The sequence below is a fragment of the Actinotignum timonense genome (genome assembly GCF_900155575.1).
Lineage (GTDB): Bacteria > Actinomycetota > Actinomycetes > Actinomycetales > Actinomycetaceae > Actinotignum > Actinotignum timonense.
In genome coordinates this window covers 2,236,022-2,263,001 of record NZ_LT706966.1, presented here as the reverse complement: position 1 = coordinate 2,263,001, position 26,980 = coordinate 2,236,022, and the positions used below count along the sequence as shown (strand labels likewise).

The 26,980-nt window shown below is 63.8% G+C and carries 22 protein-coding genes, 2 rRNA genes, 1 other RNA gene, 1 pseudogene and 1 CRISPR repeat array (1 of these 27 only partly in view); of the genes and pseudogenes, 22 read left to right on the top strand and 4 right to left on the bottom strand.

Going from position 1 to position 26,980, the window contains the following annotated elements; genetic code table 11:
* Window positions 1-25: 25 nt before the first annotated feature.
* Window positions 26-145 (top strand): 5S ribosomal RNA (gene rrf, locus CZ322_RS09610).
* A gap of 110 nt (window positions 146-255) precedes the next feature.
* Here rrf (CZ322_RS09610) and CZ322_RS09605 read toward each other — a convergent pair.
* Window positions 256-798 (bottom strand): annotated as a pseudogene (locus CZ322_RS09605) (IS1634 family transposase); the annotation flags it as partial.
* A 10-nt stretch (window positions 799-808) separates the two neighbouring features.
* Here CZ322_RS09605 and CZ322_RS09600 point away from each other — a divergent pair.
* From CZ322_RS09600 to ilvD, 9 genes are all read left to right on the top strand, one after another.
* Complete coding sequence (locus CZ322_RS09600; RefSeq protein WP_087071108.1) at window positions 809-1,063, top strand: iron chelate uptake ABC transporter family permease subunit; 255 nt, start codon at window positions 809-811, stop codon at window positions 1,061-1,063.
* The gene (locus CZ322_RS09595; RefSeq protein ID WP_459543368.1) at window positions 1,050-1,505 is read left to right on the top strand and encodes an ATP-binding cassette domain-containing protein; all 456 of its coding nucleotides are present in this window, start codon (window positions 1,050-1,052) and stop codon (window positions 1,503-1,505) included. The genes CZ322_RS09600 and CZ322_RS09595 overlap by 14 nt, the downstream gene beginning before the upstream one ends.
* Before the next feature lie 68 nt (window positions 1,506-1,573).
* Window positions 1,574-1,693: ribosomal RNA gene (rrf, locus tag CZ322_RS09590) — 5S ribosomal RNA — on the top strand.
* A gap of 327 nt (window positions 1,694-2,020) precedes the next feature.
* Window positions 2,021-3,112, top strand: coding sequence for a heme/hemin ABC transporter substrate-binding protein (locus CZ322_RS09585; RefSeq protein WP_159455034.1), 1,092 nt, complete (start codon window positions 2,021-2,023; stop codon window positions 3,110-3,112).
* 136 nt (window positions 3,113-3,248) lie between these two features.
* Window positions 3,249-5,054 carry an ATP-binding cassette domain-containing protein gene (locus tag CZ322_RS09580; RefSeq protein WP_087071106.1) on the top strand — a complete coding sequence of 602 codons (1,806 nt, stop codon included), beginning with the start codon at window positions 3,249-3,251 and terminating at the stop codon, window positions 5,052-5,054.
* Entirely contained in the window at window positions 5,038-7,026 is a 1,989-nt protein-coding gene (locus tag CZ322_RS09575; protein ID WP_087071105.1) for an amino acid ABC transporter ATP-binding/permease protein, read from the top strand. Before CZ322_RS09580 ends, CZ322_RS09575 begins: the two co-directional genes overlap by 17 nt.
* A gap of 33 nt (window positions 7,027-7,059) precedes the next feature.
* Window positions 7,060-8,154 (top strand): FecCD family ABC transporter permease, encoded by a 1,095-nt coding sequence (locus tag CZ322_RS09570; RefSeq protein WP_234984534.1) that lies wholly within the window; start codon window positions 7,060-7,062, stop codon window positions 8,152-8,154.
* The gene (locus CZ322_RS09565) at window positions 8,114-8,332 is read left to right on the top strand and encodes an ATP-binding cassette domain-containing protein (RefSeq protein WP_200807194.1); all 219 of its coding nucleotides are present in this window, start codon (window positions 8,114-8,116) and stop codon (window positions 8,330-8,332) included. The genes CZ322_RS09570 and CZ322_RS09565 overlap by 41 nt, the downstream gene beginning before the upstream one ends.
* Window positions 8,333-8,420: 88 nt before the next feature.
* On the top strand, window positions 8,421-10,265 hold the full coding sequence (gene ilvD / locus CZ322_RS09560; RefSeq protein ID WP_026429555.1) for a dihydroxy-acid dehydratase: 1,845 nt from the start codon (window positions 8,421-8,423) through the stop codon (window positions 10,263-10,265).
* 53 nt (window positions 10,266-10,318) lie between these two features.
* Here the strand turns inward: ilvD and CZ322_RS09555 are convergent, their stop codons facing one another.
* Window positions 10,319-11,620 (bottom strand): threonine/serine exporter family protein, encoded by a 1,302-nt coding sequence (locus CZ322_RS09555; RefSeq protein WP_234984533.1) that lies wholly within the window; start codon window positions 11,618-11,620, stop codon window positions 10,319-10,321.
* 293 nt (window positions 11,621-11,913) lie between these two features.
* On the opposite strand from CZ322_RS09555, the gene CZ322_RS09550 reads away from it, so the two are divergent.
* The 6 genes from CZ322_RS09550 (at window position 11,914) to CZ322_RS09525 (ending at window position 18,418) form a co-directional block, all read left to right on the top strand.
* Window positions 11,914-13,746, top strand: coding sequence for an acetolactate synthase large subunit (locus tag CZ322_RS09550; RefSeq protein WP_087071103.1), 1,833 nt, complete (start codon window positions 11,914-11,916; stop codon window positions 13,744-13,746).
* Window positions 13,747-13,792: 46 nt separating this feature from the next.
* On the top strand, window positions 13,793-14,356 hold the full coding sequence (gene ilvN, locus CZ322_RS09545) for an acetolactate synthase small subunit (protein WP_026429557.1): 564 nt from the start codon (window positions 13,793-13,795) through the stop codon (window positions 14,354-14,356).
* Between the two features lie 144 nt (window positions 14,357-14,500).
* Entirely contained in the window at window positions 14,501-15,529 is a 1,029-nt protein-coding gene (ilvC, locus tag CZ322_RS09540; protein ID WP_087071102.1) for a ketol-acid reductoisomerase, read from the top strand.
* A gap of 215 nt (window positions 15,530-15,744) precedes the next feature.
* On the top strand, window positions 15,745-16,560 hold the full coding sequence (locus CZ322_RS09535) for a thioredoxin domain-containing protein (RefSeq protein ID WP_159455033.1): 816 nt from the start codon (window positions 15,745-15,747) through the stop codon (window positions 16,558-16,560).
* 53 nt (window positions 16,561-16,613) lie between these two features.
* Window positions 16,614-16,880 carry an ACT domain-containing protein gene (locus tag CZ322_RS09530; RefSeq protein WP_087071100.1) on the top strand — a complete coding sequence of 89 codons (267 nt, stop codon included), beginning with the start codon at window positions 16,614-16,616 and terminating at the stop codon, window positions 16,878-16,880.
* 170 nt (window positions 16,881-17,050) lie between these two features.
* The gene (locus tag CZ322_RS09525) at window positions 17,051-18,418 is read left to right on the top strand and encodes a PFL family protein (protein WP_087071099.1); all 1,368 of its coding nucleotides are present in this window, start codon (window positions 17,051-17,053) and stop codon (window positions 18,416-18,418) included.
* A 125-nt stretch (window positions 18,419-18,543) separates the two neighbouring features.
* On the opposite strand, the gene CZ322_RS09520 is transcribed toward CZ322_RS09525, so the two are convergent.
* Window positions 18,544-19,725 (bottom strand): thiolase family protein, encoded by a 1,182-nt coding sequence (locus CZ322_RS09520; RefSeq protein WP_087071098.1) that lies wholly within the window; start codon window positions 19,723-19,725, stop codon window positions 18,544-18,546.
* A 176-nt stretch (window positions 19,726-19,901) separates the two neighbouring features.
* On the opposite strand from CZ322_RS09520, the gene CZ322_RS09515 reads away from it, so the two are divergent.
* Complete coding sequence (locus tag CZ322_RS09515) at window positions 19,902-20,972, top strand: 3-isopropylmalate dehydrogenase (RefSeq protein ID WP_087071097.1); 1,071 nt, start codon at window positions 19,902-19,904, stop codon at window positions 20,970-20,972.
* A gap of 30 nt (window positions 20,973-21,002) precedes the next feature.
* Entirely contained in the window at window positions 21,003-22,145 is a 1,143-nt protein-coding gene (locus CZ322_RS09510; protein WP_087071096.1) for a branched-chain amino acid aminotransferase, read from the top strand.
* Between the two features lie 106 nt (window positions 22,146-22,251).
* On the opposite strand, the gene CZ322_RS09505 is transcribed toward CZ322_RS09510, so the two are convergent.
* Complete coding sequence (locus CZ322_RS09505) at window positions 22,252-23,232, bottom strand: diacylglycerol/lipid kinase family protein (RefSeq protein WP_159455032.1); 981 nt, start codon at window positions 23,230-23,232, stop codon at window positions 22,252-22,254.
* A 158-nt stretch (window positions 23,233-23,390) separates the two neighbouring features.
* On the opposite strand from CZ322_RS09505, the gene CZ322_RS09500 reads away from it, so the two are divergent.
* From CZ322_RS09500 to ssrA, 4 genes are all read left to right on the top strand, one after another.
* A complete protein-coding gene (locus CZ322_RS09500) occupies window positions 23,391-24,380 on the top strand; it encodes an aldo/keto reductase (protein WP_087071094.1) in 990 nt (329 codons plus the stop codon).
* 375 nt (window positions 24,381-24,755) lie between these two features.
* Window positions 24,756-25,073 (top strand): transposase, encoded by a 318-nt coding sequence (locus tag CZ322_RS09495; RefSeq protein ID WP_087071093.1) that lies wholly within the window; start codon window positions 24,756-24,758, stop codon window positions 25,071-25,073.
* A 123-nt stretch (window positions 25,074-25,196) separates the two neighbouring features.
* Complete coding sequence (locus tag CZ322_RS09945) at window positions 25,197-25,403, top strand: hypothetical protein (RefSeq protein ID WP_143231897.1); 207 nt, start codon at window positions 25,197-25,199, stop codon at window positions 25,401-25,403.
* 776 nt (window positions 25,404-26,179) lie between these two features.
* Window positions 26,180-26,554: a transfer-messenger RNA gene (gene ssrA, locus CZ322_RS09485) on the top strand.
* Between the two features lie 273 nt (window positions 26,555-26,827).
* Window positions 26,828-26,980: a CRISPR direct-repeat array (repeat unit 29 nt; unit sequence CTCTTCCCCGCGCAGGTGGGGGTAGTTCC) (it continues 1,219 nt past the right edge of the window).

Here is a 26,980-nt window from a genome sequence, read left to right as displayed (position 1 = left end):
GGTTGGTTGGTGTTTGTTTGGTTGTGGCGGTGGTTATAGCGGCAAGGGTATACGCCCGGTCTCCTTTTCGAACCCGGTAGCTAAGGTTGTTTGCGCTGATGGTACTGCACTCGGTGGGGTGTGGGAGAGTAGGTCACTGCCGCCATATTTTCTTATGTGTGTGGGGTGTTAGTCCTGTTGTGGGGCTGGCACCCCACACACCCATTTAACCCGAAGAGCCGGCGAAGGGAATAGGTGAAACCTGACTTGGCTCATTTAGTGCGACTTTGGCAGTGACTCGATAAGCACGGCCACGTCCGCCGGCAGCGGGGTGCGAGCATGAACGACCTGCCCGCCGACCTCAAGCGTGAACGAGCGGTACTTCTTCAACGTCCGCACCAACCGTTTCAACGACACACCCGTGGACTGCTCAAGAACATGCCCGCACGCCATCGCTACCATCACAATCGTTAAATGCGCCTGGATCGAGTCTTCTTTACGGTGAAAGATCGGACGCGCCCGTAAATCCGACTTCGCCATCCGGAAAGCCTTCTCGATACGGAATAACTGGCGATAAAACCCGATCACCGCACCAGCATCCAAATCCAACCGATTCGTCTCATATCCCTTAATCCCAGCCAACGCAAGATGCTTATCCGCTAATGCCTGGTTCACGCGCTTATTGGGAGCTTGCAAGTCAACATACCGGTTACGCTTGACCGGTATTTTCCCTTCCACCGCACGCCTGGCCTTGTCTAACTGTTCTTTCACACCCCGCCGCGTGCGCCGAGCCCGATCCTTCGAGTACTGATAATAAACAANCGCCGCCGTGTGCTTCGCCGGCGTGATCGGCTTCGTGGGCCTCATTGTCCCGCACGTGCTGCGCCTCCTCATGGGCCCCATGAATCGGATGCTCATCCCCGCCGCGCTCCTGGGCGGAGCGGTGCTCCTCACCTACGCCGACCTCGCGGCCCGCACCCTCGTGCCCTTCGCGGAACTCCCCATCGGAATCTTCACCGCGCTGGTGGGCGGCCCCACCTTCTTCATCCTGCTGCGCAAGAACCTGCGAGGTGCCCGTGGTTGATCTTTTCTCCGCGGTGGGTGGGCCGGCCGGGGAGCTTCGCGCCGAGCACCTCAATTTCGCCTACGGTACCCACCGGGTTCTCCACGACGTCAGCATTACCGCGCGCCCCGGGCGGGTCCTCGGGGTGCTCGGCCCCAATGGCACCGGAAAATCCACCCTGCTTTCCCTGCTCGCCGGCGACCTCAGCCCCACTTCCGGGCAGGTCCGTATCGGCACCACCGCGGTTACCTCTCTCTCTTGGCGGGAGCTGGCGCGCCTGCGCGCCGTCATGCCGCAAAACTCCACCTTCCCCTTCGCCTACCTGGTGCGCGACCTGGTGGCCATGGGCCTCGGATCCGGAAACGGCGCGGCACGGGGGAACGGGGCCGGGCGAGGCGGCGGCGCGGCACGGGGCAACGGCGCCGNGTCAGGAAAAATAATGTGTGAGAGATTCTTTGCGTGAGATAGGTATGTTTGCGTTCACTGTGCGATGACTGGCCACCGCGGGTTGGTTGGTGTTTGTTTGGTTGTGGCGGTGGTTATAGCGGCAAGGGTATACGCCCGGTCTCCTTTTCGAACCCGGTAGCTAAGGTTGTTTGCGCTGATGGTACTGCACTCGGTGGGGTGTGGGAGAGTAGGTCACTGCCGCCATGTTTCTTGTGTGTGGGGTGTTAGTCCTGTTTGGGGCTGGCACCCCACACACCCATTTAACCCGAAGAGCCGGCGAAGGGAATAGGTGAAATGGTCTCAGCAAAGAAGCTGATCCAAAGCGTCACCAGCCGGAAAGGTGTGTACCCGGATCCGCTCACATAGCGACAGTTGGGCGGATGCGTCGCCAGGGCTCAACCTTGTCGTAAGGGTGTGGTACCGTCCGATACATGATCGGCGCGCCGCCTTCGGATAGCGACATGCACGCGGGTTGCTCGCGGGGGCTAGCTGCGCCGTCGTACCTTAGGTACACGCGAAATGGAGGTAAGAATGAAACGTTGGGGAGCGCTGTGCGCGGTGCTCGCACTCGCCCTGGGCGCCTGCGGAACCACCGGGAAAACCGAAGGGAATTCCCCGAAAGAAGGCGCCGCATCCGCACCGGCTGCTGAAGCGCAAGCATCCGCGCCCACCACCACCGCGGTAGCCGTGCCCGATCCGCGCAGCCTCACCGGAATGGTGAGCGTCGATCCACTCCCCGAACCGCATCCGGCGCAGCCCGCCGCCGTCAACCTCCCCGTCACCATCACGGACGCCAGTGGCGCGAAAGTGACCGTGACCGATGCGTCGCGCGTGGTGACCCTCGATATGTCCGCCGCGATTTCGCAAACGCTCCTCGCCCTCGGGCTGGGCACCACCATCGCGGGCCGCACCGTATCCGATACGGAGCCGAGCCTCGCGGACGTTCCGGTCGTCACCGAGAGCGGGCACAGCGTGAACGCCGAGGCAGTACTGCGCCTCGCCCCAACCCTGATCCTCACCGACGGCACGATCCGCGGGGCCGAAGGTGCCCTCGCGCAACTCGAAGCCTCCGGTATTCCGGTGGTGCGGCTTACGCGCGCAACAAAGTTCGACGACGCGCCCGCCCGCGCGGCGGAAGTCGCCCGCGCCGTGGGAGCCGGGCAGGCGGGCGAAGAACTGGCCGCCCAGATTTCCCAATCCATCGCGCAGGCGCGGATCGACGTCGCCCAGCTGGCCCCGGCCGACCCGCTGCGCATGGTCTTCCTCAATATTCGCCCCCAGGCCGGGCTGTTTATGCTGCTCGGGAGCGAATCGGGTGCCAGCGACGTGATTGACGCGGTGGGCGGGCGCGATATGGCCGGGGAAGCGGGAGTCACCAAGGCCCGGCCAGCCAGCCAGGAAGCGCTGCTCGTGGCCAACCCCGAAGTTATTATCGTGATGACCAATGGGCTGGGCGCACTCGGCGGGATCGAGGCGCTCGAAGGCCAACCCGGGATCTCGCAAACCGACGCCGGGAAGAAGCGGCGCGTGCTCGCCATCCCCGATAACCTTTCCCTCGGATTCGGTCCGCAAAGTGGCGATCTTATTCGCGCGATGGGCCAGGCGCTTTACACTGCCCAGTAGCGGCACAACGCCGGCAGCGGTGGGAACGCATAGCCGGCACGTAGTGGGAACACGCCACGCGGCGTGGGAAACGCGGGCGGGCAGGGTGCCCGCGGTAGCGCACCGCGAAGGGATAATACGAAAGGATAGTGAGAGGATGACCGTGGCCCAGCGCCCCAGCTCGCGCGAGGGACATCCGCATTCTTCGCCGGCCGGGCATGCCGCCCGGTCGACACAAGGCCCGAGCTCACGGCAGCGCCCTCGCTCACGCGGGGCGGATCCGATTTCCGCCCCCGGGCGCCGCGCCGCGCTCATCGCGGCCTGCCTGCGCCTGGCCACCATCGCGGCGATTATTGCCGGGTACGTGACGGCGGCTCACACCAGCGCGGCACCGCTGAGTACCGGCCACCTCTGGCTCGCGGCCGGCTTCTTCGCCCTGGCCGCCGCCTGCGCGCTAGCCGAACGAGTGGGCAGCACCGGGGCAGCCCGCGCGGAGGAACGCCGGCTGCGCGGCCGGCTCCTCGAACGCACCTTCGCGCTCGCCCGCACCGGCACCCCCACGCCCTATACTGCTGGGCGCCTCCTCCCGCTCCTCACCGATAGCGTCGAGCGCATCACCAATTACCGGCAGGGTTACGTGGGCACCACCATTGGTGCGTTGCTCGCCCCGTTCCTCACTCTCGCCTTTATCGGGATCGCCATTGACCCGGTGATCGGCTTCGGCGTGATGGCGGCCCTCCCGCTTATCCCCGCCGGCATCGGCCTCTTCTTCCGTTTCTTTCGCCGCGCGTCTACCGAATCGCGCCGCGCGCGCGACACCCTCGTGGATAGCTATCTCGACGCCATCCGCAATATGACCACCATCCGCCTCTTTAACGCCGGGGAACGCACCGAAGCCGACCTGGCCCGCCGCGGCGAAGCGAACCGCCGCGCCATTATGCGGATGCTGGCCGGCAACCAAATCGTCATTATCGTGATGGACGGCCTGGTCGGGCTCCTCCTCATCTGCCTGACCGCCGGGCTCACCACCGCCCGCGCCGCGCACCTCGCCCCGTGGGAAGCCCTCGCCGTGGCCCTCCTCGCGGTGGTTCTCCTTGAACCGCTCTCGCAGGTAGCGGGCTTCTTCTACATCGGGATGGGCGGGCGCGCCGCCCAAAAAGCCATCACCCGGTACCTCGCCATCGCTCCGCGTATAGTGCACGACGGCGCAGCTGCGGCTCCCAGCACCGTTGAGGATTCAGGTGCGGCTGAGAGTGACGGCGCCACCCCGCCCGCCAGCGCCGCCCCGCTGATCACCGTGACTAACGCGGCGGTGAATTACGGGCGTGAAGAGGTGCTGACCTCGGTGAATCTGCGCGTGGCGCGCGGGGAACGCCTCGCGATTGTGGGAGTGAGCGGAGCCGGGAAATCCACCCTGCTCGCGCTGCTGCGCGGAGCCCTGCGCCCGCAAGCCGGGAGTGTGCAGATTGGCGAGGTCCACGTGGATGCTGAGAGTGGTGACCTGGCGCAGTTGCGCGCGCGCAGCGCCGTCGTCGCCCAAACAACGTGGATGTTTACCGGAACTATTGCAGATAACCTGCGCCTGGCGCGCCCGGATGCCACCGCGGAACAGATGTGGGAGGCACTGCGGCGCGCGCAGGTGGACGAGGACGTGGCGCGGATGCCGGAGGGGCTCGATACCTACCTCGGGGAGGATTCCGCTTTGATTTCCGGCGGGCAGGCGCAGCGTATTTCGCTGGCGCGGGCGTTTTTGGCCGGGCGCACCCTGCTGCTGCTCGACGAGCCCACCGCGCAGGTAGACCTCGAATCCGAAGACCGGATTTGTGCGGCGCTGGCGGGGCTGGGGCCCGAGTATACGCTCGTCATGGTCACGCACCGTCCCGCCTTGGCGGCGCTGGCGGACCGGGTGGTGCGGGTCCGCGACGGAATTCTCGAGGAGGTCAGTGATGTCCACGCCGAGTAATAAAGCCGCGCTGCGCGGGAATGATGCGCGTGAGAATAACGGCGCCGTGCAGCGCAGGAATGGTGCGCGCGAGGATAACGGCGCCGTGCTGCGCGGGAATGGTGCGCGCGAGAATAACGGCGCCGTCCGCGTAACAAGCGGCGCCGCGCCGGGGTTGCGCACCGTGCTGCGCTGGTTGCTTTCCCTCACCCGCCCCGTCCACGGCCCGCTCGCCCTGTCCACCCTGTGCCGGGCCGCCGGCCAGGTGGCCGATATTGGGCTGTTCGCGGTGGCGACCTACGGGATGGTGGCGGCCGTGAGCAGCGGCGGGGGAGCGGGCTTCCTCTGGTTCGTGGCTCTCCTCGCGCTCCTCAAAGCCGCCCTGCGCTACCTCGAACAATTCACCGGGCACTACGTGGCCTTCCGGGCCCTCGAACTGCTGCGCACCCGCGTTTTTGCCGGCCTGTGGCCCAAGGCCCCCGGGATTATGGCGCGCTCGCGTTCGGGGGATATCGTTGCCTCCCTCACTCGCGATATTGACCGCATTGAAGTGGTCTACGCCCATACTGTGGCGCCGGTGGTCTGCGCCTACGTGCTCACCCCCGCGGCGCTGCTGGTGGGCGGCGCGCTACTCGGGTGGCACGCGATGGCGCTGCCGGCCGTGGCCGCGGCTCTAGCACTTGCGGTTATCCCTTACGTGGGTACCCGGCGCGCGATTGATGCGACGACGGCGCAACTCGCCGCCCGCGCCGATCTGGCCGCGCATGTGACCGATTCGCTCTACGGCCTCGAAGACGTGCTCGTCTTCGGCCGCACCGCCGACCGGATGGACGAAACAGCGGCCCTGGGTGCGAAAGTCGCCACCGGTGGATCTTTCCCGGCCTGGGTGGCCGGGCTGCGCCGCGGGGCCAATATTATTGCCGCCGGTATGAGCGCGGCGTGGATTATCGCGGTGGGAGTGAGTGACCCGAGTATCTCGTTGCCGCTCGCGGCGGCCGGCGCGGTGGCGGCGCTGCGGGTATGGGAAGGCCCCCAGGCTCTCGAAGATGCGGCGTCGTCCCTCGATGCCTCGCTCGCGGCCGCGCGGCGTATCTATGCCCTCGCGCACGCGCCCCAGCCGTGCCCGGACGGCCCCGGGATCCTCATGCCCGAACGCGGCCTCTCCGTGGAATTCGACGACGTCCACTACGCCTACCCGGAGCGCGAGCGCGAGGTGCTGCGCGGAGTGAGCCTGCGTATTCCCGCCGGTTCCCATACAGTGCTGGCCGGGCGTTCCGGCTCGGGTAAATCCACCCTGGTGCATCTGGTGGAACGCTACGATGACCCGACATCCGGGATGGTGCGCATCGGCGGGATTCCCACCACGGACCTCAAGGTCGCTTCGTTGCATGCCTGCGTGGTGGGGGTGTCTCAAAAAAGCCAGATTGTGGCCGGGACCATCGCCGATAATCTGCGGCTCGGGGTACCGAAGGCCACCGAAACTGAGCTGTGGCGCGCCCTCGGCGTGGCCGGGCTGGATAGCGATGTGCGGGCCATGCCGGACGGCTTGAATACCCGGGTGGGAGGCGGTACCTCGCACGGGCGGCCCACCGGATATGCGCTTTCGGGCGGGCAGGTGCAGCGCCTGTGCCTGGCCCGCGCGGTTCTCATGCACCCGGCCGTCCTCATCCTTGATGAATTCGCCGCGGCCCTCAATAGCGAACTTGAAGCGCGCATCCGCGCCAATCTGCGCGCCGCCCTGCCCGAGGCCACCATTATTGAAGTGAGCCACCGCCTCGATGCGGTGCGCGAAGCCGATACCGTGGCGGTGCTCTCCGGCGGGCGCCTGGTGCTGGCCGGCCCGCCCGCCGAGATCACCGAAGCGCGGGTGCGGGAAGCCGTGCGGGAGAACGGCGCAGCGGTGGAAGGGGCGGCGCACCGCGAGACGGCGGAGGATACTGCCGCGCAGCCGGAGACTACGGCAGAAAACGCGCCCCGGGCGCCGCGCCATTAGCGCTCCGTACAACATTAAGGCAAGATAGACAGGATGAGTGGACAGCGCGGCAACCAGGGGCACGCGGCCACCGCGCTCTCCGCGGTGCCCGGCGCGCCAGCTATGCCCGCGGAGCCGGGCACGCCGGGAGCACCCGGAGCGTCAGCCATGCCAGCGCTCCCCGCGGTGCCCGCCGGCATAAAAGCACGCCGCCACCGGCGCTTCTGGACGTTCCTCATCCTCACCGTGCTCCTCGCTTTGGGTATGCTCCTCTCCGCACACCTGGGCCAATTCCCCGTCACCGTGGGAGATGTAGGGCGCGGTATCGCCGCCCGCTTCGGGCTGGCCGCGCCCCCGGAAGATCCCCTCGTCATGGCGGCGCTCTGGAATATTCGCTTCCCCCGCATCTGCTTAGGCGTTTTGGTGGGCGGGGCGCTCGCGGTGGCCGGCGCCGTTATGCAGGCGGTCTTCTCCAACCCGTTGGCCGAACCGGGAATTATCGGGGTGTCCTCCGGATGTGCTTTCGGGGCCGCCCTCACCATGGTCTTTGTTCCCGGAGCCTTGGGCGGTTTCTCGGTACCGCTAGGAGCCTTCGCTGCCGGGCTCGTCACCTCCGCCACCGTCTACCTGCTGGCGCGCTCGCACGGGCGCGCTGAAACTCTCACCCTGGTGCTCACCGGCATCGCCGTGACCGCGGTGGCCTCCGCCCTCACCTCCATCGCCACCTACCTGGCCGATACCAATGCCCGCGAACAAATCGTGTTCTGGCAGATGGGATCGCTGGCTGGAGCCTCCTGGTTCCAGGTCGCCGTGGTGGGCGCGGTGGTTGGCATCGGTATCCTTGGCGCCCTCGCGCTGGCCGGCCGCCTCGACCTGCTCAGCCTGGGGGAGCGCGAAGCCGGGCACGTGGGCGTGAACGTCGCCGCCCTGCGCGCTTCCGCCATCGTGCTCACCGCCATCCTCACCGCCGCCGCCGTGTGCTTCGCCGGCGTGATCGGCTTCGTGGGCCTCATTGTCCCGCACGTGCTGCGCCTCCTCANTTTCCCACCAGCAGCGCCTCCTCGAGCTGTGCCGGCGCCTGGCTGCAGGCGGGCACACCGTCGTCGCCGTGCTGCACGATATTCAACTGGCCGGCGCGCTCTGCGATGACGTGGTCCTCTTGCGCCACGGCCGGGTGGAAGCGGCCGGCACCCCGCGCCAGGTACTCACTTCTGAGCTACTCACCCGGGTATACGAATGGCCGATCCGAGTGGAGACGCTGCGGGATGGGACCATCGTCGTCGTTCCTACCACCGCGACCACCACCGCAACCACGTCCGAAAAGTGAGAAAGCAATTCTCACTACGTGGACACGGCTAGACTAAGGACCACGGCGGCACCGCCCGCCACCACAACACACGATACGAAGGGGAATAATGGCGCAGCTGCGATCGGCAACCTCAACAACAGGCCGGAATATGGCCGGGGCGCGGGCGCTCTGGCGCGCCACCGGGATGGGCTCGGAAGATTTCGGAAAACCGATTATTGCTATCGCTAATTCCTTCACCCAATTCGTTCCCGGGCACGTGCACCTGCGCAACGTCGGGAAAATCGTGGCGGACGTGATCCAGGCGAACGGCGGGGTGGCGCGCGAATTTAATACCATTGCCGTGGACGACGGCATCGCCATGGGCCACGAGGGCATGCTCTACTCGCTGCCCAGCCGCGAAATTATTGCCGACTCCATCGAATATATGTGCAATGCGCATACCGTGGACGCCCTCGTCTGCATTTCTAATTGCGATAAAATTACACCCGGCATGCTCATCGCGGCCATGCGCCTGAATATTCCCACTATTTTTGTGTCCGGCGGTCCCATGGAGGCGGGCAAGCCGGTGGAAGGCGTCGTCGATCATAATATTGACCTGATCGACGCGATGGCCCTGGCCGTGGATGATTCCATCACGGACGACGAGCTCGCGCGCGTGGAAGAAAACGCCTGCCCCACCTGCGGTTCCTGCTCGGGCATGTTCACCGCAAATTCCATGAATTGCCTGACCGAAGCGCTGGGCATGTCCCTCCCCGGCAACGGCTCGACCCTCGCCACCGCCACCCGGCGCCGCCGGCTTTTCGAGGAGGCCGGGAAACGCATCGTCGCGCTCACGAAACGTTTTTATAACGACGACGACGCCAGCGTGCTGCCGCGCAATATTATGACGAAAGCGGCGTTTACCAATGCCATGTCCATGGATGTGGCCATGGGCGGCTCCACCAATACCGTGCTTCATATTTTGGCCATCGCCCAGGAAGGGCACGTGGATTTCACGCTCGCGGATATTGATGCGCTTTCGCGGCGGGTGCCCTGCATGGTCAAGCTCGCCCCGAATTCCACCGAATTCCATATTCAGGACTTCCACCGCGCCGGCGGGATTCCGGCGCTGCTCGGGGAAATGTACCGGGCGGGGATGCTCGATGACTCGGTGCATTCGGTGCATTCCGATGACCTGAAATCCTGGCTGGAAACCTGGGATATCCGCGGGGTGGCGCCTTCCGAGCAGGCCCGTGATCTTTTCAGTGCCGCGCCGGGGAACGTGCGCACCACCCGCGCATTTTCGCAGGATTCCACCTGGGAAAGCCCGGATCTGGACGGGGAGCACGGTTGTATTCGCAGTGCCGATCACGCCTATACCAAGGACGGCGGGCTGTGCGTGCTGCGCGGGAACCTGGCGGAGGACGGTGCGGTTATTAAAACGGCCGGGATTAGCGAAGAGCTTTTCCATTTCGAAGGGCGGGCCCGGGTGGTCGATTCCCAAGAGGCCGCCGTCGAACTTATTTTGTCCAAAGCGGTGGAACCGGGCGATATTGTGGTGATCCGCTACGAGGGTCCCAAGGGTGGGCCCGGGATGCAAGAAATGCTGTATCCCACGTCCTACCTCAAGGGTCTGGGGCTCGGGAAGGTGTGCGGGCTCATTACCGATGGGCGTTTTTCCGGGGGAACTTCGGGTCTGTCCATCGGGCATGTATCCCCGGAGGCGGCCGCGGGCGGTAATATTGCGCTGCTGCGCGAAGGCGACCATATTATTATCGACGTGCCCACCCGGTTGCTCGCCATGGATGTGTCCGAAGAAGAACTGGCCGAGCGGCGCGCCCAGATGGGCGAGCTGCCCTGGCGCCCCGAGAAGCGGGACCGGCATGTTTCTAAGGCGCTGCGGGCCTACGCCATGATGACCACCTCGGCGGATCGCGGGGCGGTGCGGGTGGTGGACGGCCGAGTGGATTAGGCACCGCGGTCGCGCTGGTCGCGGCGCGCGTGCGGGCCCCGGCACGCTATTCGCTACTCGTCGAAGGCCGGGCTGAGTTCGTGGGGTGGCTCCATGAGCCAGTGCCGGTCGGTGATCATGCGCGCGGCCGCCACCCCGGCACCCACCGCGCAGATCACCAGCACCACGTTGGTGAGCGCTCCGGCAGCCTGGGCGATTTGCCCGGCATTAATGGCGTGCAGACCGCGGAAAAATACCACTCCCGGAATCATGACGACGACGGCCGGTACGCTCAGCGAGACCCGGGAAAAACGGGTGCGGCGAGTGAGGAGGTGGGCGAGCACGCCGGCCCCCAGGGCCGCGAGGAAAACCGCGGCCACATTGTAGAAACCGGCATCCTGGGCGGTTAGGCGTGCGGCATTGACAATCGCGCCGATGGCGCCGGCCAGCAGCGCCGCGCCCTGCTCCGCGGTGAAAAGCATGGCGAAACCGTAGGAGGCCACGAAGGTCGCGGCACCGCGCGCCAGAGCCAGCCACGGCTCGGGGATCACGTAGGCGGCATGCGGGGCAATATCCGTACCGAAAATAACGGTGACCACCCAGACCGCCATCCCGGCGGCCAGCATGAGCATGGTGACATAGGCACCGCGGGTGAGCCCGGCGGAAAAATCAGCGCGAATCGTATCGAGCATCGCGGTGACCAGCGGGAACCCGGGAATGAGGAAGAGGAGGGCGGAAACCACCCCGGCTTCGTGCACCACCGCAATATCCCAACACGCCTCAGCCACCCCCACCGTGGCCAGGTAGAGCAGCGCGGCCAGCGCCCCCACCAGGAACCAAATTCCGAAGTGATTGACGAGGCGGCGGGCCAACCAGCCGCGCGCCGCCTGCCCCACGCTCGCCGCGAAGAAGACCGCGGCGCATTCCACCACCCCGCCCCGGTTGAGGAAACAGAAACAGGCGCAGGCCAGCCCGGACACCAGGGCCAATACCCAGGCCGGATAGCTGCGGGCCCGCGCAATCGCATCATCGAGGGCGCTCGTGACCTGCGCGGGAGTGGAGCCGGCCGGGAGAGCATCAATGGCCACAATAAGGGCGTCAATACGGGCGGCATTCACGCCGAGGGTGCGCTGCTCCCCGGTGAGGGTGCACACATCCCCGCAGCCGTAGCACGTAACTGTGATCTCCGTGAAGGAGACCGCGGCGTGGGTGGTGCGGATCCCCAGGGCGTGGGCGGTGCGCTCCATAGAGTGTTTGACCCGGTAAGCGGAGGCGCCGCTGGCAAGGAGAAGTAAGCCGGCGCGCAAAACCGCCCGTGCGGCATAGCGCAAGTGGCTCGGGTGCTGCGGGGCGGGTGGCCGGTGCGAAAAGCTCACGCGTCCAGAGTACGCTTCTCGAAAAACCGCGGAAAACTGTCCGAACAATGAAACCGAAATCCACGATGTGAGACAGATTGATCTTTTTAGCGCTCGGGGACCGCACTCCGGTAGTCTGAAGGGCATGGCTCAGATTCTTCTTATTATCGTAGTGAGGTAGCGCGCACCACCGGTTGCGCGCTCCCCTCACGTGAGGGGATTTTTTATGCGCCAACCACCACGCTTGCACCCCGCTCGGTGATACCGGAAGAACAGGCCCGAAGAACCAGGTGAACCAGGTTGAAGGAGGAACCATGGCCGCATCCGAGATGAATGCATCCGCGATGAGCGCGTCGGCCGCGTCCCGCCGGGACCGTCCCGGTGAGATCCGCGAAAAAATGGACGGCGCCCGCGCCATTGTCCGCACCTTAGCGGAACTCGGTGTTGATGTCGTCTTCGGGCTGCCCGGCGGAGCTATTTTGCCCACCTACGACCCGATGTACGATAGCGATTCTCCCCGCCATATCCTGGTGCGCCACGAACAGGGCGGCGGGCACGCTGCCGAAGGCTACGCGCTAGCAACGGGGCGCGTGGGGGTGGTGATGGCTACCTCCGGGCCGGGGGCTACCAACCTCGTCACCCCGCTGCTCGATGCCAATATGGATTCGGTCCCGCTGGTGGCCATCACCGGCCAGGTGGGAGCGGCGGCCATCGGAACCGATGCCTTCCAGGAAGCCGATATCGTGGGTGCCACCATGCCCATGGTCAAGCATTCTTTCCTCGTCACCGATGCCGATGATATTCCGGCCCGCCTGGTCGAAGCTTTTTACCTGGCGGCGAGCGGGCGCCCCGGCCCCGTCCTCGTGGATATCGCGAAATCCGCGCAGAACCAAGAAACAGAATTTGTGTGGCCCCCGCGCCTGGATCTGCCCGGATACCGCCCGGCCGGCGAGCCGGATTCCGCCGCGGTACGCGAAGCTGCCCGGCTTATTGCCACCGCGGCCCGCCCCGTGCTCTACGTGGGGGGAGGGGCGGTGCGCGCCCGGGTTTCCCGCGAGGTTACCGAGCTGAGTGACCTGACCGGTGCCCCGGTGGTCACCACCCTGCCGGCCCGCGGCACCGTACCCGATTCCCATCCCCATAACCTGGGGATGCCGGGGATGCACGGCACCGTTCCCGCGGTGGGAGCCCTCCAGCGCAGCGATCTCATCGTGGCGCTGGGCGCGCGTTTCGATGACCGCGTGACCGGGGCCCTGGACGGTTTCGCGCCGAAGGCGAAGGTTATCCACCTCGATATTGACCCGGCGGAAGCATCCAAGAACCGCACCGCGGACGTGGCAATTATCGGGGATCTGGCGCAATCCGTTCCTGCTCTCCTCGCGGAGGTGCGCGCGGCCCGCGCCCAGTATGGGGAAGCGAATCTGGATCCCTGGTGGGGCTACCTCAACCGCCTGCGGGGAACCTACCCGGCCGGCTACACCCCCACGGATGACGGCCTCGTCTCCCCGCAATACGTGATCGAGCGCCTGGGCGCCGTGGCAGGAAGTGAAGACACCATCTGGGTGACCGGGGTGGGCCAGCACCAAATGTGGGCCTCGCAATTCTTGCGTTTCGAGCATCCGCACCGCTGGCTGTCCTCCGGGGGAGCGGGCACCATGGGCTACGGTATTCCGGCCGGCATGGGCGCGAAAGTGGGCCAGCCCGAACGCACCGTGTGGGTGATTGATGGCGACGGCTCCTTCCAGATGACCAATCAGGAACTGGCCACCTGCCGCCTCAATAACATCAATATCAAAGTGGCTGTTATTAATAACTCCTCGCTGGGGATGGTGCGCCAGTGGCAGACCCTCTTCTACGAGGGGCGCTATTCCTTCACTGATCTGGAAACCGGGAATAACACCCGCCGTATCCCCGATTTCGTGAAACTTGCTGAGGCTTATGATTGCGCGGCCTGGCGCGTGGAGAAGAAGGACGACGTCGATACCGCCATCCAGCGCGCCATGGAGATCAATGACCGCCCCGTCGTTATCGACTTTATTACCTCACCGGATGCGGAAGTGTGGCCGATGGTTGCCGCCGGGGTATCCAATGATGAGATTATGTACGCCAAGGGGCTGCGCCCCGAAGTGGATGAGAACTTCGCGTGAGTAGCGCATTTTCGCCGCTCGAGCCGCCACGAAAGGAAGGATAACAATGCCGCAGCGCCACACGCTCTCCGTACTGGTGGAGAATAAACCCGGAGTGCTCACGCGGGTGGCCGGGCTCTTCGCCCGCCGCGCGTTCAATATTCATTCGCTCGCCGTGGGAGAAACGGAAAACCCGGCGCTCTCGCGTATCACCGTGGTGGTTGATGCCGCGGTGCAACCCCTCGAACAGGTGGCCAAACAGCTCAATAAGCTGGTGAACGTCATCAAAATCGTGGAATTGGACAGTGAGGAAGCGGTGCTGCGCCGCCTCGTCCTCATTAAAGTCGGCGCTGATGATACGACCCGCTCCCACGTGGTCCAGGTGGTGGATCTTTTCCGCGCCCACGTGGTGGATATGGTGCCGGATGCCGTCACCATTGAAGCCACCGGCTCCGACCGCAAGATCGGTGCCCTGCTCACCGCCCTGGAGCCCTATGGGATCCGGGAAATTGTGCAGTCGGGAACCGTGGCGCTCGGGCGCGGAGCCCATTCGCTTTCCGAACGTGTTACCGCAGATATGGCGGGAGACCCGGGCAACTTCCCGGAGGAGCTTGCCCGCGGGCGCATCTAAGCCAGAGCGGCGCGCGGCCAGCTGGCGGCGTCGTCGTACTTAATACGGGCCCGCACGCAACGCGGCGCCGTGACCGCAACGAAACCGAAACCGAGATAACGACAACCGTGGGGCCTGGCCCCGACCCAACAAAAGGAGAAAACCATGGCAGAAATTTTCCATGATGCCGATGCCGATCTGTCCCTCATCCAGTCGAAGAAGGTTGCCATTATTGGCTACGGGTCGCAGGGGCACGCCCACGCGCTCAACCTGCGCGATTCCGGCGTGGACGTGGTGGTGGGCCTGCGCGAAGGCTCCAGCTCGGTGGCGAAAGCGCAGGAGCAGGGCCTGACGGTGCGCTCCGTGGCCGATGCCACCAAGGAAGCGGACGTGGTGATGATTCTGGTTCCGGACCAGACCCAGCGCGGGCTGTGGGCCGCGGAAATCGAACCGAATCTCAAGGCCGACGCCGCGGTGTTCTTCGCCCACGGTTTCAATATTCACTACGGCTATATCAAGCCGGCTGCCGGCCACGATGTGTGCATGGTGGCGCCGAAGGGCCCGGGGCACACGGTGCGCCGCCAGTACGAAGACGGCCGCGGGGTGCCGGTGCTCGTCTGCGTGGAACAGGACGCCTCCGGGCAGGCCTGGGACGTGGCGCTGTCCTACGCCGCGGCGATCGGCGGCACCCGCGCCGGCGCCATTAAGACCACCTTCAAGGAAGAGACCGAAACGGACCTCTTCGGCGAGCAGACCGTGCTGTGCGGCGGGGTTTCTCAGCTCATCACCTACGGTTTCGAGACCCTGGTGGAAGCCGGGTACCAGCCGGAAATGGCCTACTTCGAGGTGTGCCACGAACTCAAGCTCATCGTTGATCTCATTAACGAAGGCGGGCTGACCAAGCAGCGCTGGTCCTGCTCGGATACGGCCGAATACGGCGATTATGTTTCCGGCCCGCGCGTGATCACCCCGGATGTCAAGGAACATATGAAGGACGTGCTGGCCGATATCCAGAACGGTTCCTTCGCCAAGCGTTTCATTGACGACCAGGATGCCGGCGCCCCCGAATTCAAGAAGCTGCGCGCCGAACACGAGCGCCACCCGCTGGAGGCCACCGGGCGCGAGGTGCGTTCCATGTTCGCGTGGAATACCGACGTGGACGCCGATTACACCGACGGGCAGACGGCGCGCTAAGCGACGTGACCACGGTGCGCGCACGGTGCATGACGGTGCGTTCGTGACGGTGCGCGAAACCGGGCGCGCTGTGGGCGCGCGGGACGTGACCGCCGTTGTTGCCGTTCCCAGGTGGGGCGGCTAGGATGAGCGCCAGTTAGCCGGCCCGCTCGCGGCAAGGTACCGCGGGTGGGCCGGTTTGCATGAGTTCAGTTCTGTTGGGAGAAAGGCCGCAGATGCGTCGTCGTTCCGCTTTCGCTTTCCTCGGGGTACTGGCCTTCGGCCTTGCTGCCTGCACCGATACTTCAGACGCACCGGGGGTGAAACCTACCGTGGCCGCCACCACTGATAGTACGACGGCGCCCAGCGGGCCCACCGCAACCGCGACTCCGAGCGCGACTAAAGAACCCGCTCATCTGGTGCCCATCCAGCGCGGCGCCAATGTGGTGACGGAGAAAATCCCGGCTCCCCTCGATCAATGGGGCGGCATTCCCATCGGGGCGGACGGGGTAGCCGGAAGCGTCAACGAAGGCAAGCCGGTGGTGCGGGTGTACTCCGATTACTGGTGCCCCTGGTGCAATGACCTGGTGCGCGACCACGGCGAAGAACTCATTCAGATGGCTAAAGACGGGAAGATCACCCTGGTCTACCACCCGAATATGCGCTTCGAGGAATCGCCCTACAGCGTCAAGGGCGAACAGGCTGAAGTGTGGTTCGCGGTTAACGCCCCGGATAAATACCTCGATTTCCACGAGCTGCTCTACAAAGAAGGCTCCATCCCGGTGGTCAAGCACGTGGATCGTGCCCAGCGCCAGCAGCCCGATCCGAAGCTCATTGAGGAATTCGCGACCCGGGTGGGCCTGGATGCGGCGCAACTGGAAAGCTTGCGCGCCACGCTGGCCGGGGATGAGTACCTGCCCCTCCTCAAGCAGCTGCGCGAACAATTCCTCGCGGACGGCATGAAGTACATTCCCGCCGTTGTTATCGACGAGAAACTGGTGAGCGACCCGAATAATGGCAACCTGGACCAATTCCTCGCGCCGCTGAAGTAGGTGGGGCGATAGCGGGCGAAAAACTGTCGTAGCGGCGTGGCACAATAGAGGCCATGAAAGCCATCATGACTGTGACCGGAGTGGACCGCACCGGAATTATTGCGGCCGTCTCCGCTGAACTCGCCCGCCTCGGGGTGAATATTATCAACGTGACGCAAACCCTCATGGATGAGTACTTCACCATGATCCTCGAAGTGGCGCTCCCGGAGGGTAGCTCCATCACCCAGGTGCAGCAGGCCATGGCGGAGCTGGGCGCCGCAGAAGCACTCGAGATTCACGTGCAGGCGGATTCCATTTTCCGCGCCATGCATCGCGTATAGGGTCGGCCGGTGTAATGGGCCGGTCCGGTGCCTATAGCCGGCCGGCGTACACGAACGGCATAGCAGCGCGCACGGGAGCTACGCACAGAAGCGAGAACGCGCACAATAGCACGCACGGGAATACGCACACCAACGTGCATGGGAACGCGCACAGGAACGGGAGAATACCTATGTATGCCAGCAGTGAGCCTACTGCCCACAACATTCTGGAAACCCTCGCGATGATTCGCGAGGATCGCCTCGATATCCGCACCGTCACCATGGGAATTTCCCTGCTCGACTGCGCGGATTCTGATGGCGAGCGCGCTCGCGAACGGGCCCGCGCCCGCATTATGGAGCGTGCCGCGCGCCTGGTGCCGGTAGCCCAGGAAATCGAAGCGGAACTGGGCATCCCCATTATTAATAAGCGCATTTCCGTGACCCCGATTGCTATGGTGGCCGCGGCAAGCGGGGAAAAGGACCTCACCCCGTGGGCGGTTATGCTCGATGAATGCGCCCGGGATATCGGCGTGGATTTCGTGGGTGGGTTCTCCGCCCTGGTGGAAAAGGGCATGACGCGCGCGGATGAGGCGCTTATCGATTCGATTCCTGCCGCGCTGGCCGCCACCTCGGTGGTGTGCTCCTCCGTCAATATTGGGACGTCGCGCGCCGGAATTAATATGAGCGCGGTGGCGCGCATGGGGCAGACCATTTGCGAGCTCGCCGCTCGCACAGATAAGGGTTCCGGGGCTGCTCGACTGGTCGTTTTTGCTAATTCGGTGGGGGATAACCCCTTCATGGCCGGGGCTTTTCACGGGGTGGAAATGCCCGATTGCGTGGTGTCTGTCGGGGTTTCCGGGCCGGGCGTTATTACCCGGGCGATTACGGCTGCGGAAGGTGCTTCCTTCGATGAACTCGCGGAAGAAATCAAGCGCAGTGCTTTCAAGATCACCCGCATGGGGGAGCTGGTGGGGCAGCTGGCCGCCCAGCGCCTCGGGGTGCCCTTCGGTGTTGTCGATCTTTCTTTGGCTCCCACCCCGGAAGTGGGAGATTCGGTGGCGCGGGCCCTGGAAGCCATGGGCCTGGAACGCGTGGGCGCCCACGGCACCACCGCGGCCCTCGCCCTCCTCAATGACGCGGTGAAGAAGGGCGGGCTCATGGCTTGCTCGCACGTGGGCGGGCTCTCCGGTTCCTTCATCCCGGTCTCGGAGGACGAAGGCATGATCGAAGCCGCGCGGCTCGGCGCCATTAGCCTGGCCAAACTCGAAGCCATGACCGCGATTTGCTCGGTGGGTCTGGATATGATCGCGGTGCCCGGGGATACCCCGGCCGCGACCATCGCCGGCATGATCGCCGACGAAGCCGCCATCGGCATCATGAACTCCAAGACCACCGCCGTGCGAGTCATCCCCGCAACAGGATTGAGCGAAGGCGATACCGTGGAATTCGGCGGGCTGCTTGGCAGCGCGCCGGTCATGCCGGTCAGCCCCTATTCCAGCGCGGCCTTCATCGCCCGCGGGGGCACCATCCCGGCGCCGGTACACGCATTCAAGAATTAGGCGGCGGTTGCGGCGCGGCGGCGGGGGCGCAACCGCCGCTGTTCGTGGGCGGGGCACTCGCTGTTCGCGGACAGGGATTGTCCGCCTTTACCGCGCCCGCGACACTACTAGCGGGCGGGGTGCCGCTAGCGGGCGCGAATAATTGCAGCGATGCCCTGCCCGCCGCCAATACACAGCGTCACAAGTGAATGCTCAATTCCGCGTTCGCGCTGGTTGAGGAGGGCGCGCAGCGAAATAATCGCTCCCGAGGCCCCCACCGGATGTCCCAGCGCAATCGCTCCGCCCAGCGGATTAACGATCTCTGGATCCAACTCCGCATCGCGAATCACCGCAATCGCCTGGGAGGCAAAAGCCTCATTAAGCTCCACCCAACCAATATCCGCCCGGCTCAGGCCGGTGCGCTCCAGCACCTTCTCAATAGCCAGGCGCGGGGCATAGCCCATATACTCCGGTTCCACGCCGACGGTAGCCACATCCACCAGCTCACCCAGAATATCCACACCCGCCGCAATCGCATCCTCTTCCCGCATGAGGACAAGCATGGCTGCGCCGTCGTTAATCCCGGAAGAATTACCGGCCGTCACGGTGCCGTGCGCGGCAAAAACGGGGCGCAAGTGGCTGAGCGTTTCAACGGTCACGCCCGTGCGCGGATACTCTTCAGCAACGACGACGCGCTCCGTTGGCTTCCCGGCATCAATCGTGAAAGGGACCTTTTCCTTATCGAAAGCCCTGGATGCGATGGCAGCCTGGGCGCGGGCCTGGGATTGGGCCGCAAAAGCATCCTGCTCGGCGCGCGAAATACCGAATTTTTCCGCCACCCGCTCCGCCGTCCAGCCCATCGGCCGGCCCGAGAACGGATCAGAAATCAGCGAAAATGTGCCATCCACGTGCTCGGGCCCATCGAGGTGACCGGCCCGCGAAAAATCCATCACCGGCTGGCGCGTCATATTTTCCGCACCGCCGGCCATGACGATGCGCGCGTCCCCCGAGCGCAGGGCGCTCGCGCCGCTGGCCAACGCCTGCACCCCGGAGCCGCACACCCGATTGACAGTCAGGGCAGTGGAGGAGGCGCGTGCCCCGGCGGTGAGCGCGATACGGCGGGAAATATAGGCATCGGCACCGGTCTGGCCCACGCAACCCACCACGAAATCATCCACATCCGCCATCGGGATGCCGGCTCGCTCCGCCGCCGCGCGCGCCGCCGCTGCACCTAATTCATGCGCGGGAGTAGTCGCGTAATAGCCGCGGAACTTCCCCGTGGGGATGCGAGCACCGCCAACAATGACGATAGTTGAATCGAACGCCATAACCTTGCCTCCAGAGATTCAAGAATTCAATTCTACGAGGAGAGCGGCGCCGGCTCCAGGAGACGTACCTAACCTCCCGAAAGAACGCATCTTCGCGCCGTCACGCCGCGCGCGGGCGTCTCGCAAAGTGAGATGTTTGGTCTCACTAGGTGGACGGATCTCGTATACTCATTCACATGCGCGCCTCTATTAATCTTGCCGTTATTGCCGGGGATGGCATCGGTCCGGAAATTGTGCCCGAAGGTCTTAAAGTGTTACGTGCTGCACTGGCGGAGAGCAGCACGGAACTAAGCGTGACCCCCTATAGTATCGGGGCGCAGCGCTACCTGGATACCGGGGAAACCCTGAGCACCGCGGATCTGGAGGCGCTGGCCGGGCATGATGCGCTGCTGCTCGGGGCTATCGGGGATCCGCGGGTGCCTGCCGGAATCCTCGAGCGGGAGATTTTGCTGCGGCTGCGCTTCGCCTTTGACCACTACGTTAATTTGCGACCCAGTGTGCTCTATCCCGGGGTTCCCACCCCGCTGGCGGAACCGGGAAATATTGACCTGGTGGTGGTGCGCGAAGGGACCGAAGGGCTGTACTCGGGCAACGGCGGCAGTGTTCACCGTGGCATGCCCACCGAAGTGGCAACGGAAGTATCTGTCAACACCGCTCACGGAACTGAGCGCTTGGTGCGCTATGCTTTCGAGCTGGCCGCCTCCCGGCCCCGCCGCCACCTCACCCTCGTCCACAAAACCAATGTGCTCGTGCACGCGGGCGGACTCTGGCAGCGCACCGTTGATCGCTTGGCCGCGGAGTACCCGAATGTCAACGTTGATTACTGCAATGTGGATGCCGCCACGATTTACCTGGTGACCGACCCGCAGCGTTTCGACGTTATCGTGACGGATAATCTGTTTGGCGATATTCTGACCGACGAAGCGGGGGCGGTAAGCGGGGGAGTGGGGCTTGCGGCGTCGGGCAATATTAACCCTGAAGGCGATTTCCCCTCCATGTTCGAACCGATCCACGGTTCGGCTCCGGATATTGCGGGGACCGGGAAAGCCGATCCGACGGCGACCATCGCCTCCGTGGCGCTGATGCTGCGCCACCTCGGGCTTGCCGGGCCGGCCGCGCGTATTGAGGCGGCTATCCGGGGGGATATGGAAGCGCGCGCCGCTGCTGCGGCGGCCGGTGTACCATTGCGCCGCACAACCACCCAGATCGGGGATGCTATTCTCACCGCTATGGAAGATAACCGTTAAGGATCACCACCAAGAAAGAAGGACTCAGGTATGAGCGTTCCGATGACTCCGGAAGAAATGGAAGCTGCCGCTACCACCCCCGCGCCGGCAGATAGCCTCGCGGGGCGGTTCGCTGTGCACCCGAATGAGCACCCGGCCAGCGAAGAGGAGGTCAGCCAGGTCCTGGCCGGCCCCGGTTTCGGCCGCTACTTCACCGATCATATGGCGCGGGCAACCTGGACCGCGGAAAAGGGCTGGCATAACCACGCCATCGTGCCCTACGGGCCGCTCAGCCTGGACCCGGCCGGCGCGGTGCTCCACTACGGTCAGGAAGTTTTTGAGGGCCTGAAAGCCTACCGGCATGCGGACGGATCGCTGTGGCTATTCCGCCCCACCTACAACGGGGCGCGCCTGAACTTCTCCGGGCATCGGCTCGCTATCCCGGAGCTGCCCGTGGATGATTTCGTGGCCTCGCTGGTGGATCTGGTGCGCCAGGACCGGCGCTGGGTTCCGGGAGCGGCGGGCGAATCGCTGTACCTGCGGCCCTTCATTTTCGCTTCGGAAGCTTTCCTCGGGGTGCGGGCGGCCGCGGCCTACGAGTACATCGTGCTCGCCTCGCCGGCCGGGGCGTATTTCCCCAACGGTTTCCAGCCCATCAAGGTGTGGGTGGAACCCGATTACCACCGCGCCGGCCCCGGCGGCATGGGCGCGGCGAAGACCGGCGGGAACTACGCGGCCTCGCTGCTGCCCAAGGTCACCGCGGGCGCTGCCGGCTACGATGAGGTTCTTTTCCTCGACGCCGCAACCGCCACGAACCTTGATGAGCTGGGCGGGATGAACGTGTTTGTGGTTTACGCCGACGGTAGCGTGGCCACCCCGAAACTTACCGGCAATATCCTGCCCGGTAATACCCGTTCGTGCATTATGCAGTTGCTGCGTCGCGCCGGGGTGGAGGTACGCGAAGATACCCTCGCTTTGCGCGATGTGGTAAGCGGAATTCAGGACGGTAGCGTGGCGGAAATGTTTGCCTGCGGGACCGCGGCCGTGGTGACTGCCATTGGTCAGCTCACCGGGGAAGATTTCAGCGTCGAGCTGCCTACCCATACCGTGGCCCAACGGATCTACGAGGAACTCACCGGCATCCAAAACGGTACTCGTGAAGATCCCTTCGGGTGGATGTACCGGATCGCTTAGCGGGCTGGGCTGCGCTGCGTCCGTGGGGCTGGTTGAACTACTACGCGCGCGTGGCTGGGCTGAGACGCGGGTAGCGCCGGGCTAGTTTACGTCGCGCATAAGGCCGCTACAGGCGCGGCGGTGGAACAAGGAAACAGCCGGCACCGGCGGCCACCGTTACGCTGAGCGGGGTGGGGAAGAGGTCTTCGCCGTCGACCGCGGGAATAAGACCGGGCATCTCCAGGCGAACACTGTTGACCTGAATCTGGGTGACGATATCGCGCAGTTTGGAAAAATCTCCGGTGTAGATATTGCGAAGGTTGCGGGCCGCGGTGCGGCGCGATACCGGGCCGACGACGGTGAGGGCCAGCTTGCCATCACGCGGATCCGCATGCGAGCACATCCGGATCCCACCTCCGTAACTGCGGGTATTACCCACCGCGCAGAGGGTAGCTTCCAGGGTGAAGGGCTCGCCGCCGTCGATACTCAAGGTGAGCGGGGTGGTGCGCATGGCCGCCACTTCGGCAAGAACCGCAAGGAAATAGGCGGCCGAGCCACCCGGCCACCGGATCTGTTTGGCGCGAGCATTAATGCGGGTATCGATCCCCGCGGCGAGGATCGAGGCAAAATAGCGGCGCTCGGGTTGGGAAACACCGTTTACTTCGCGAATGGCCAGGCCCAGGTCGGTGATCACTGTATACCCGGACGCGATGGTGCGGGCAGCTCCGGCGACGTCGAGCGGAATGCCAAGCCCGCGCGCAATATCGTTCCCGGTTCCGCCCGCAACTAAGCCGAGCGGCTTGCCGGTGCCGGCCTGCTCCTGCACGATGAGATTCGCCAATCCGTCTCCACCGCAGGCAACCAACGCGTCGATATGAGGATCGGCCAGCGCTAATCTGGCATTCTTGCGAGTTTCCGCGACGGTGGTGGCGTAGTGCCCTACCACGTCGATGCCATATTTGAGCAGCTCGGCGGTCATATGGGCAGCTAGCGACGTGGCGCGGCCCTTTCCCGCGGTCGGGTTAGTGAGGAGGACGACGCGCCGGATCGGGCGCGGTCCCTCCGGATAGCCGTTTCGCTGGTGCTGCTGCGCCGCAGAATCTGGCATAGTGGCAAACCCTCTTTCCCTCGGTGGTGGTGGCGCGCCCCGAGCCTCATAATTCCCTGCAAGGCTGCGCCTGAAAACACCGCTCACAGGTGAGCACTGTTCCCTCATCGTAACCGAGCTGCCGAACGGGCGCGCTCGGCGTCCGCTAGGCTGGCGGTATGACAATGACGTATCGCCCGGTAGGGAAGTCCGGCCTGATGGTATCCGCCGTCGGCATCGGTGGTAATAATTTTGGCCGCGCCCACACGCAAACCGAAACGCAAGAAGGTACGAATGCCGTGGTGCGGGCCGCGCTTGAAGAAGGAATCACCACCTTCGACCTTGCCGACGTGTACGGCAAAGAACCCGGCCTTTCGGAAACTATGTTCGGAACGGCGTTACGGGAAGCGGGTGAGCTGGCCCGCGGCGTCGTCGTTATAACAAAATTTGGTATGGATATGCAGGGGTGCAACGGCGCGGATTACGGGGCGCGCGGTTCGCGGCGCTACGTGACGCGGGCCTTGGAGGCATCGTTGCGCCGGCTCGGCGTAGAGGCGATTGACTTGTATTTTTATCACACGCCGGATGGTGTGACGCCGCCCGAGGAGACGCTCGAGGCGCTGTCGGATGCGGTGCGGGCGGGCAAAATTCGGTATTACGCGACGTCGAACCACGCCGGGTGGCAGCTTGCCGATGCCTCGCATCTGGCGGCTGCGCGCGGGTTGGTGGGGCCGATTGCGACAGAGTCGCATTACAACTTGATTGATCGGCGCGCGGAACTCGAGGTGGTGCCGGCCGCGCAGCGTTTCGGCCTGGGAATTTTCCCGTACTTCCCGCTGGCGAACGGCTTGTTGACGGGTAAGTATCGGCGCGGTGCGGCTCCGGAAGGTTCGCGGATTGCGCACTCGAAGGCAGCGCTGCTGGAGTCCACCGACTGGGATCAGATTGAGGCTTTTGTTGCGTTTGCGCAGGCGCGCGGCTTGACGCCGGTGCAGGTGGCGATGTCGTGGTTGGCCTCGCGGCCGTGCGTGGCTTCCGTTATTGCCGGTGCGACGACGCCGCAGCAAGTCCGCCAGAATGCAGCCTCCCTGGTGTGGGAGCCGAGCGGTGCGGACCTCGCTGAGCTCGACGCGATCTTCCCACCGCCGGAGAAGGTGGCGTTGTTTTAGGGACTGTGGGGTGGCCGTCTGGTTTGGAAGATTGGCAGAAGTTCTCATGTGTGTTGGTTTTCCAGATTCGGCTCCACCGACTAGGCTCGTAGCGAGCGGTTTTCCACGCTAAGGCGTGGGTATTTCTGGGTTTAATATATTGTCTAGGTAGGCCGCTTTCCCCGCGTGAGCGGGGGTACCAAGAATATTCGAGGTTGGCTTTTCTCCGGTATGTATAGCTTCGTGTTAGCGGAATGGGAGACTTGAAAGACGGGTTAAAGATATTGTCTTCGTATTTTCATTCTGGTAATCTCGTCTTATCTCAATGTGGGGAAGCGTGGGAAAATGAAGTGGTCCAGGTTTTCTTCCTTTTGAGTAGATAAGGAAATCTGGATTATGCCGAAGAAATTTGCTTTGGAAGCTAAGGACCTCGTTATCCACCTTATTGAGGAGCGGATTCTCACCGAGGGGATGTCTTTACAAGGTGCTTGCAGGGCTGTAGCTCCTACATATGGCATTTCCTGGCATACGGCCCGCCGATGGGTCCAGCAAGCCCGTAAGAACGGGCCGGTCAGGCGGGCGGAAGAAGACATGGTAGCGGAGAACATGCGGCTACGTCGAGAGAACCAGGAACTACGCGACGTCAATGAACTCCTGAAAGCCGCGTCGGCCTTTTTTGCGTGTCAGGCAGGCCACCCACATCAGAAATTGTGAGTGACGACCAGAAAAACCCTCGCGCCAGTAGTCCAAGGTGAGTTGGGTATCGGATTCGCTGTTGGATTTCCTTCACGTTGGTGGGACTTGGACATTCGGGGTTTCCTACGCATGACTGGGATCATGGGTAGCCGTGATAAGCGCGAAAAACAACGTCTGCATCGAAGCGCAGACAAGGCCGAAGCTAAAATGAAACGTTTAGAACAACGGCGCGAGAAAGAACTCGCAGCTAAAGACGCCGAGATCGCGAGGCTGGAAAAGGCAAGTGAGGTGTTAGCGAGAGCTGTCGTCTCTGCTTATCTCTTCTCCGAAAAACACGGAAATGGTTAGTCGGGTCGGTCAGTTTCGTAGTGACATCACGAAGCGCGGTGGTGACAGTATGGGGGAGCACTCCTGTTGGTTCGCCGAATGTTGGTGTGGCCATAGGATTGCCCCCGCTCGCGCGGGGAAGAGGCCGTGACCTGGCGGCCGCCACACCACGACATAGAATTACCCCCGCTTGCGCGGGGAAGAGTTGCCTGCCTGATCTTGCCGCACGTGGATGTTGGAATTACCCTCGCCTGCGCGGGGAAGAGGGCATAAGCCCGGCGGGGTCGAGCCAGCCCGCGGAATTACCCCCGCCTGCGCGGGGAAGAGCCGAGGGAACAATAGCCTTATCGCCCGCGTAGGGAAATACCCCCACCTGCGCGGGGAAGAGGACTGCCTGACCTGGTCGTTTATTCGCAGCGAGCCCGAAAAACAAGCTGGAACAGAGTTCCAGATCTGCGGATCTCTGCGACATATGCCCGATATGCCGGTCCACCGAGCATGGCGATCATGTCAGTTCCCACGCTTCAAATTTAGCTTATTCCACACCCTTCGTCCTCATTGGAAACGAGGAATCGCTTCTGATTATCAAGTTTGACAATGGTGACAGGGTGCTTACGGGATCGGCGATGCTCACTATGGGTAGATGTGTGGATCTTCTCACCCCGGAAATGGCATCGGATTCTAAGCGGATTGCTGGCGGGAATAGCGCGTGCGGCGTCGTCGTTGTAGACTAGTAAATCCACCGTGTAACCAGCGTTGAATGCCGGGCGGGTGGAACTGTTTGATAACAGCATATTGGGGATGATCGGTTTCGACGGCGGTAGTTAGTTGGAGGGAAGCGGGCCGAGGATGTAGAGTCACCTCGATAACGCTCTCTGCAAACCAATAGGTGCCAAGAACAAGAGCACCGATTTCGCCCTCGCTGCCTAAGCTAAGCGACCTGCGAAATCTGCTGAACTAGGTGTGCTTTCCGCCTAGATCTCAGCATCGTTGAGAAAGCCACTGGTGAGTACGTTTGCTACGGGCGTGCTCGCGACACCAACATAGATAGGTTCGTCAGGGCCTGGTTCGTGTGGAACCCTGGAGCCGAAAACAACTACCAACGAACTGCGCCCGGAGAATACTCCTTTGGCTATCGTCGGACCCGGGTTCGATTCCCGGCATCTCCACTTATGATGAGCACCCACTCCGATTCTTCGGCGCGGGTGCTCACGTTATGTAAGCGCCTTGTCGCCACGGCCCAACTTGATAATCAGAAGCGACTCCTCGTGTCCGATAAGGACGAACAGGGCAGAATAAGCTAAATTTGAGGCGTGGGAACTGACATGAAAGCCATGCTTGGCGGGCTGGCAATGTGGAGGCGTCTCGCGGAGAACCACAAAGCTGGAACTCTGTTCCAGCTTGTTTTTCGGGCCCGCCGCGAATAAACGACCAGGTCAGGCAGTCTCTTCCCCGCGCAGGTGGGGGTAGTTCCCGTATTCATGCCGCGCGGCGAATGGCGCAGCTCTCTTCCCCGCGCAGGTGGGGGTAGTTCCATGCCTAGCACGCCATCGATGCTGTAATCGGACTCTTCCCCGCGCAGGTGGGGGTAGTTCCAA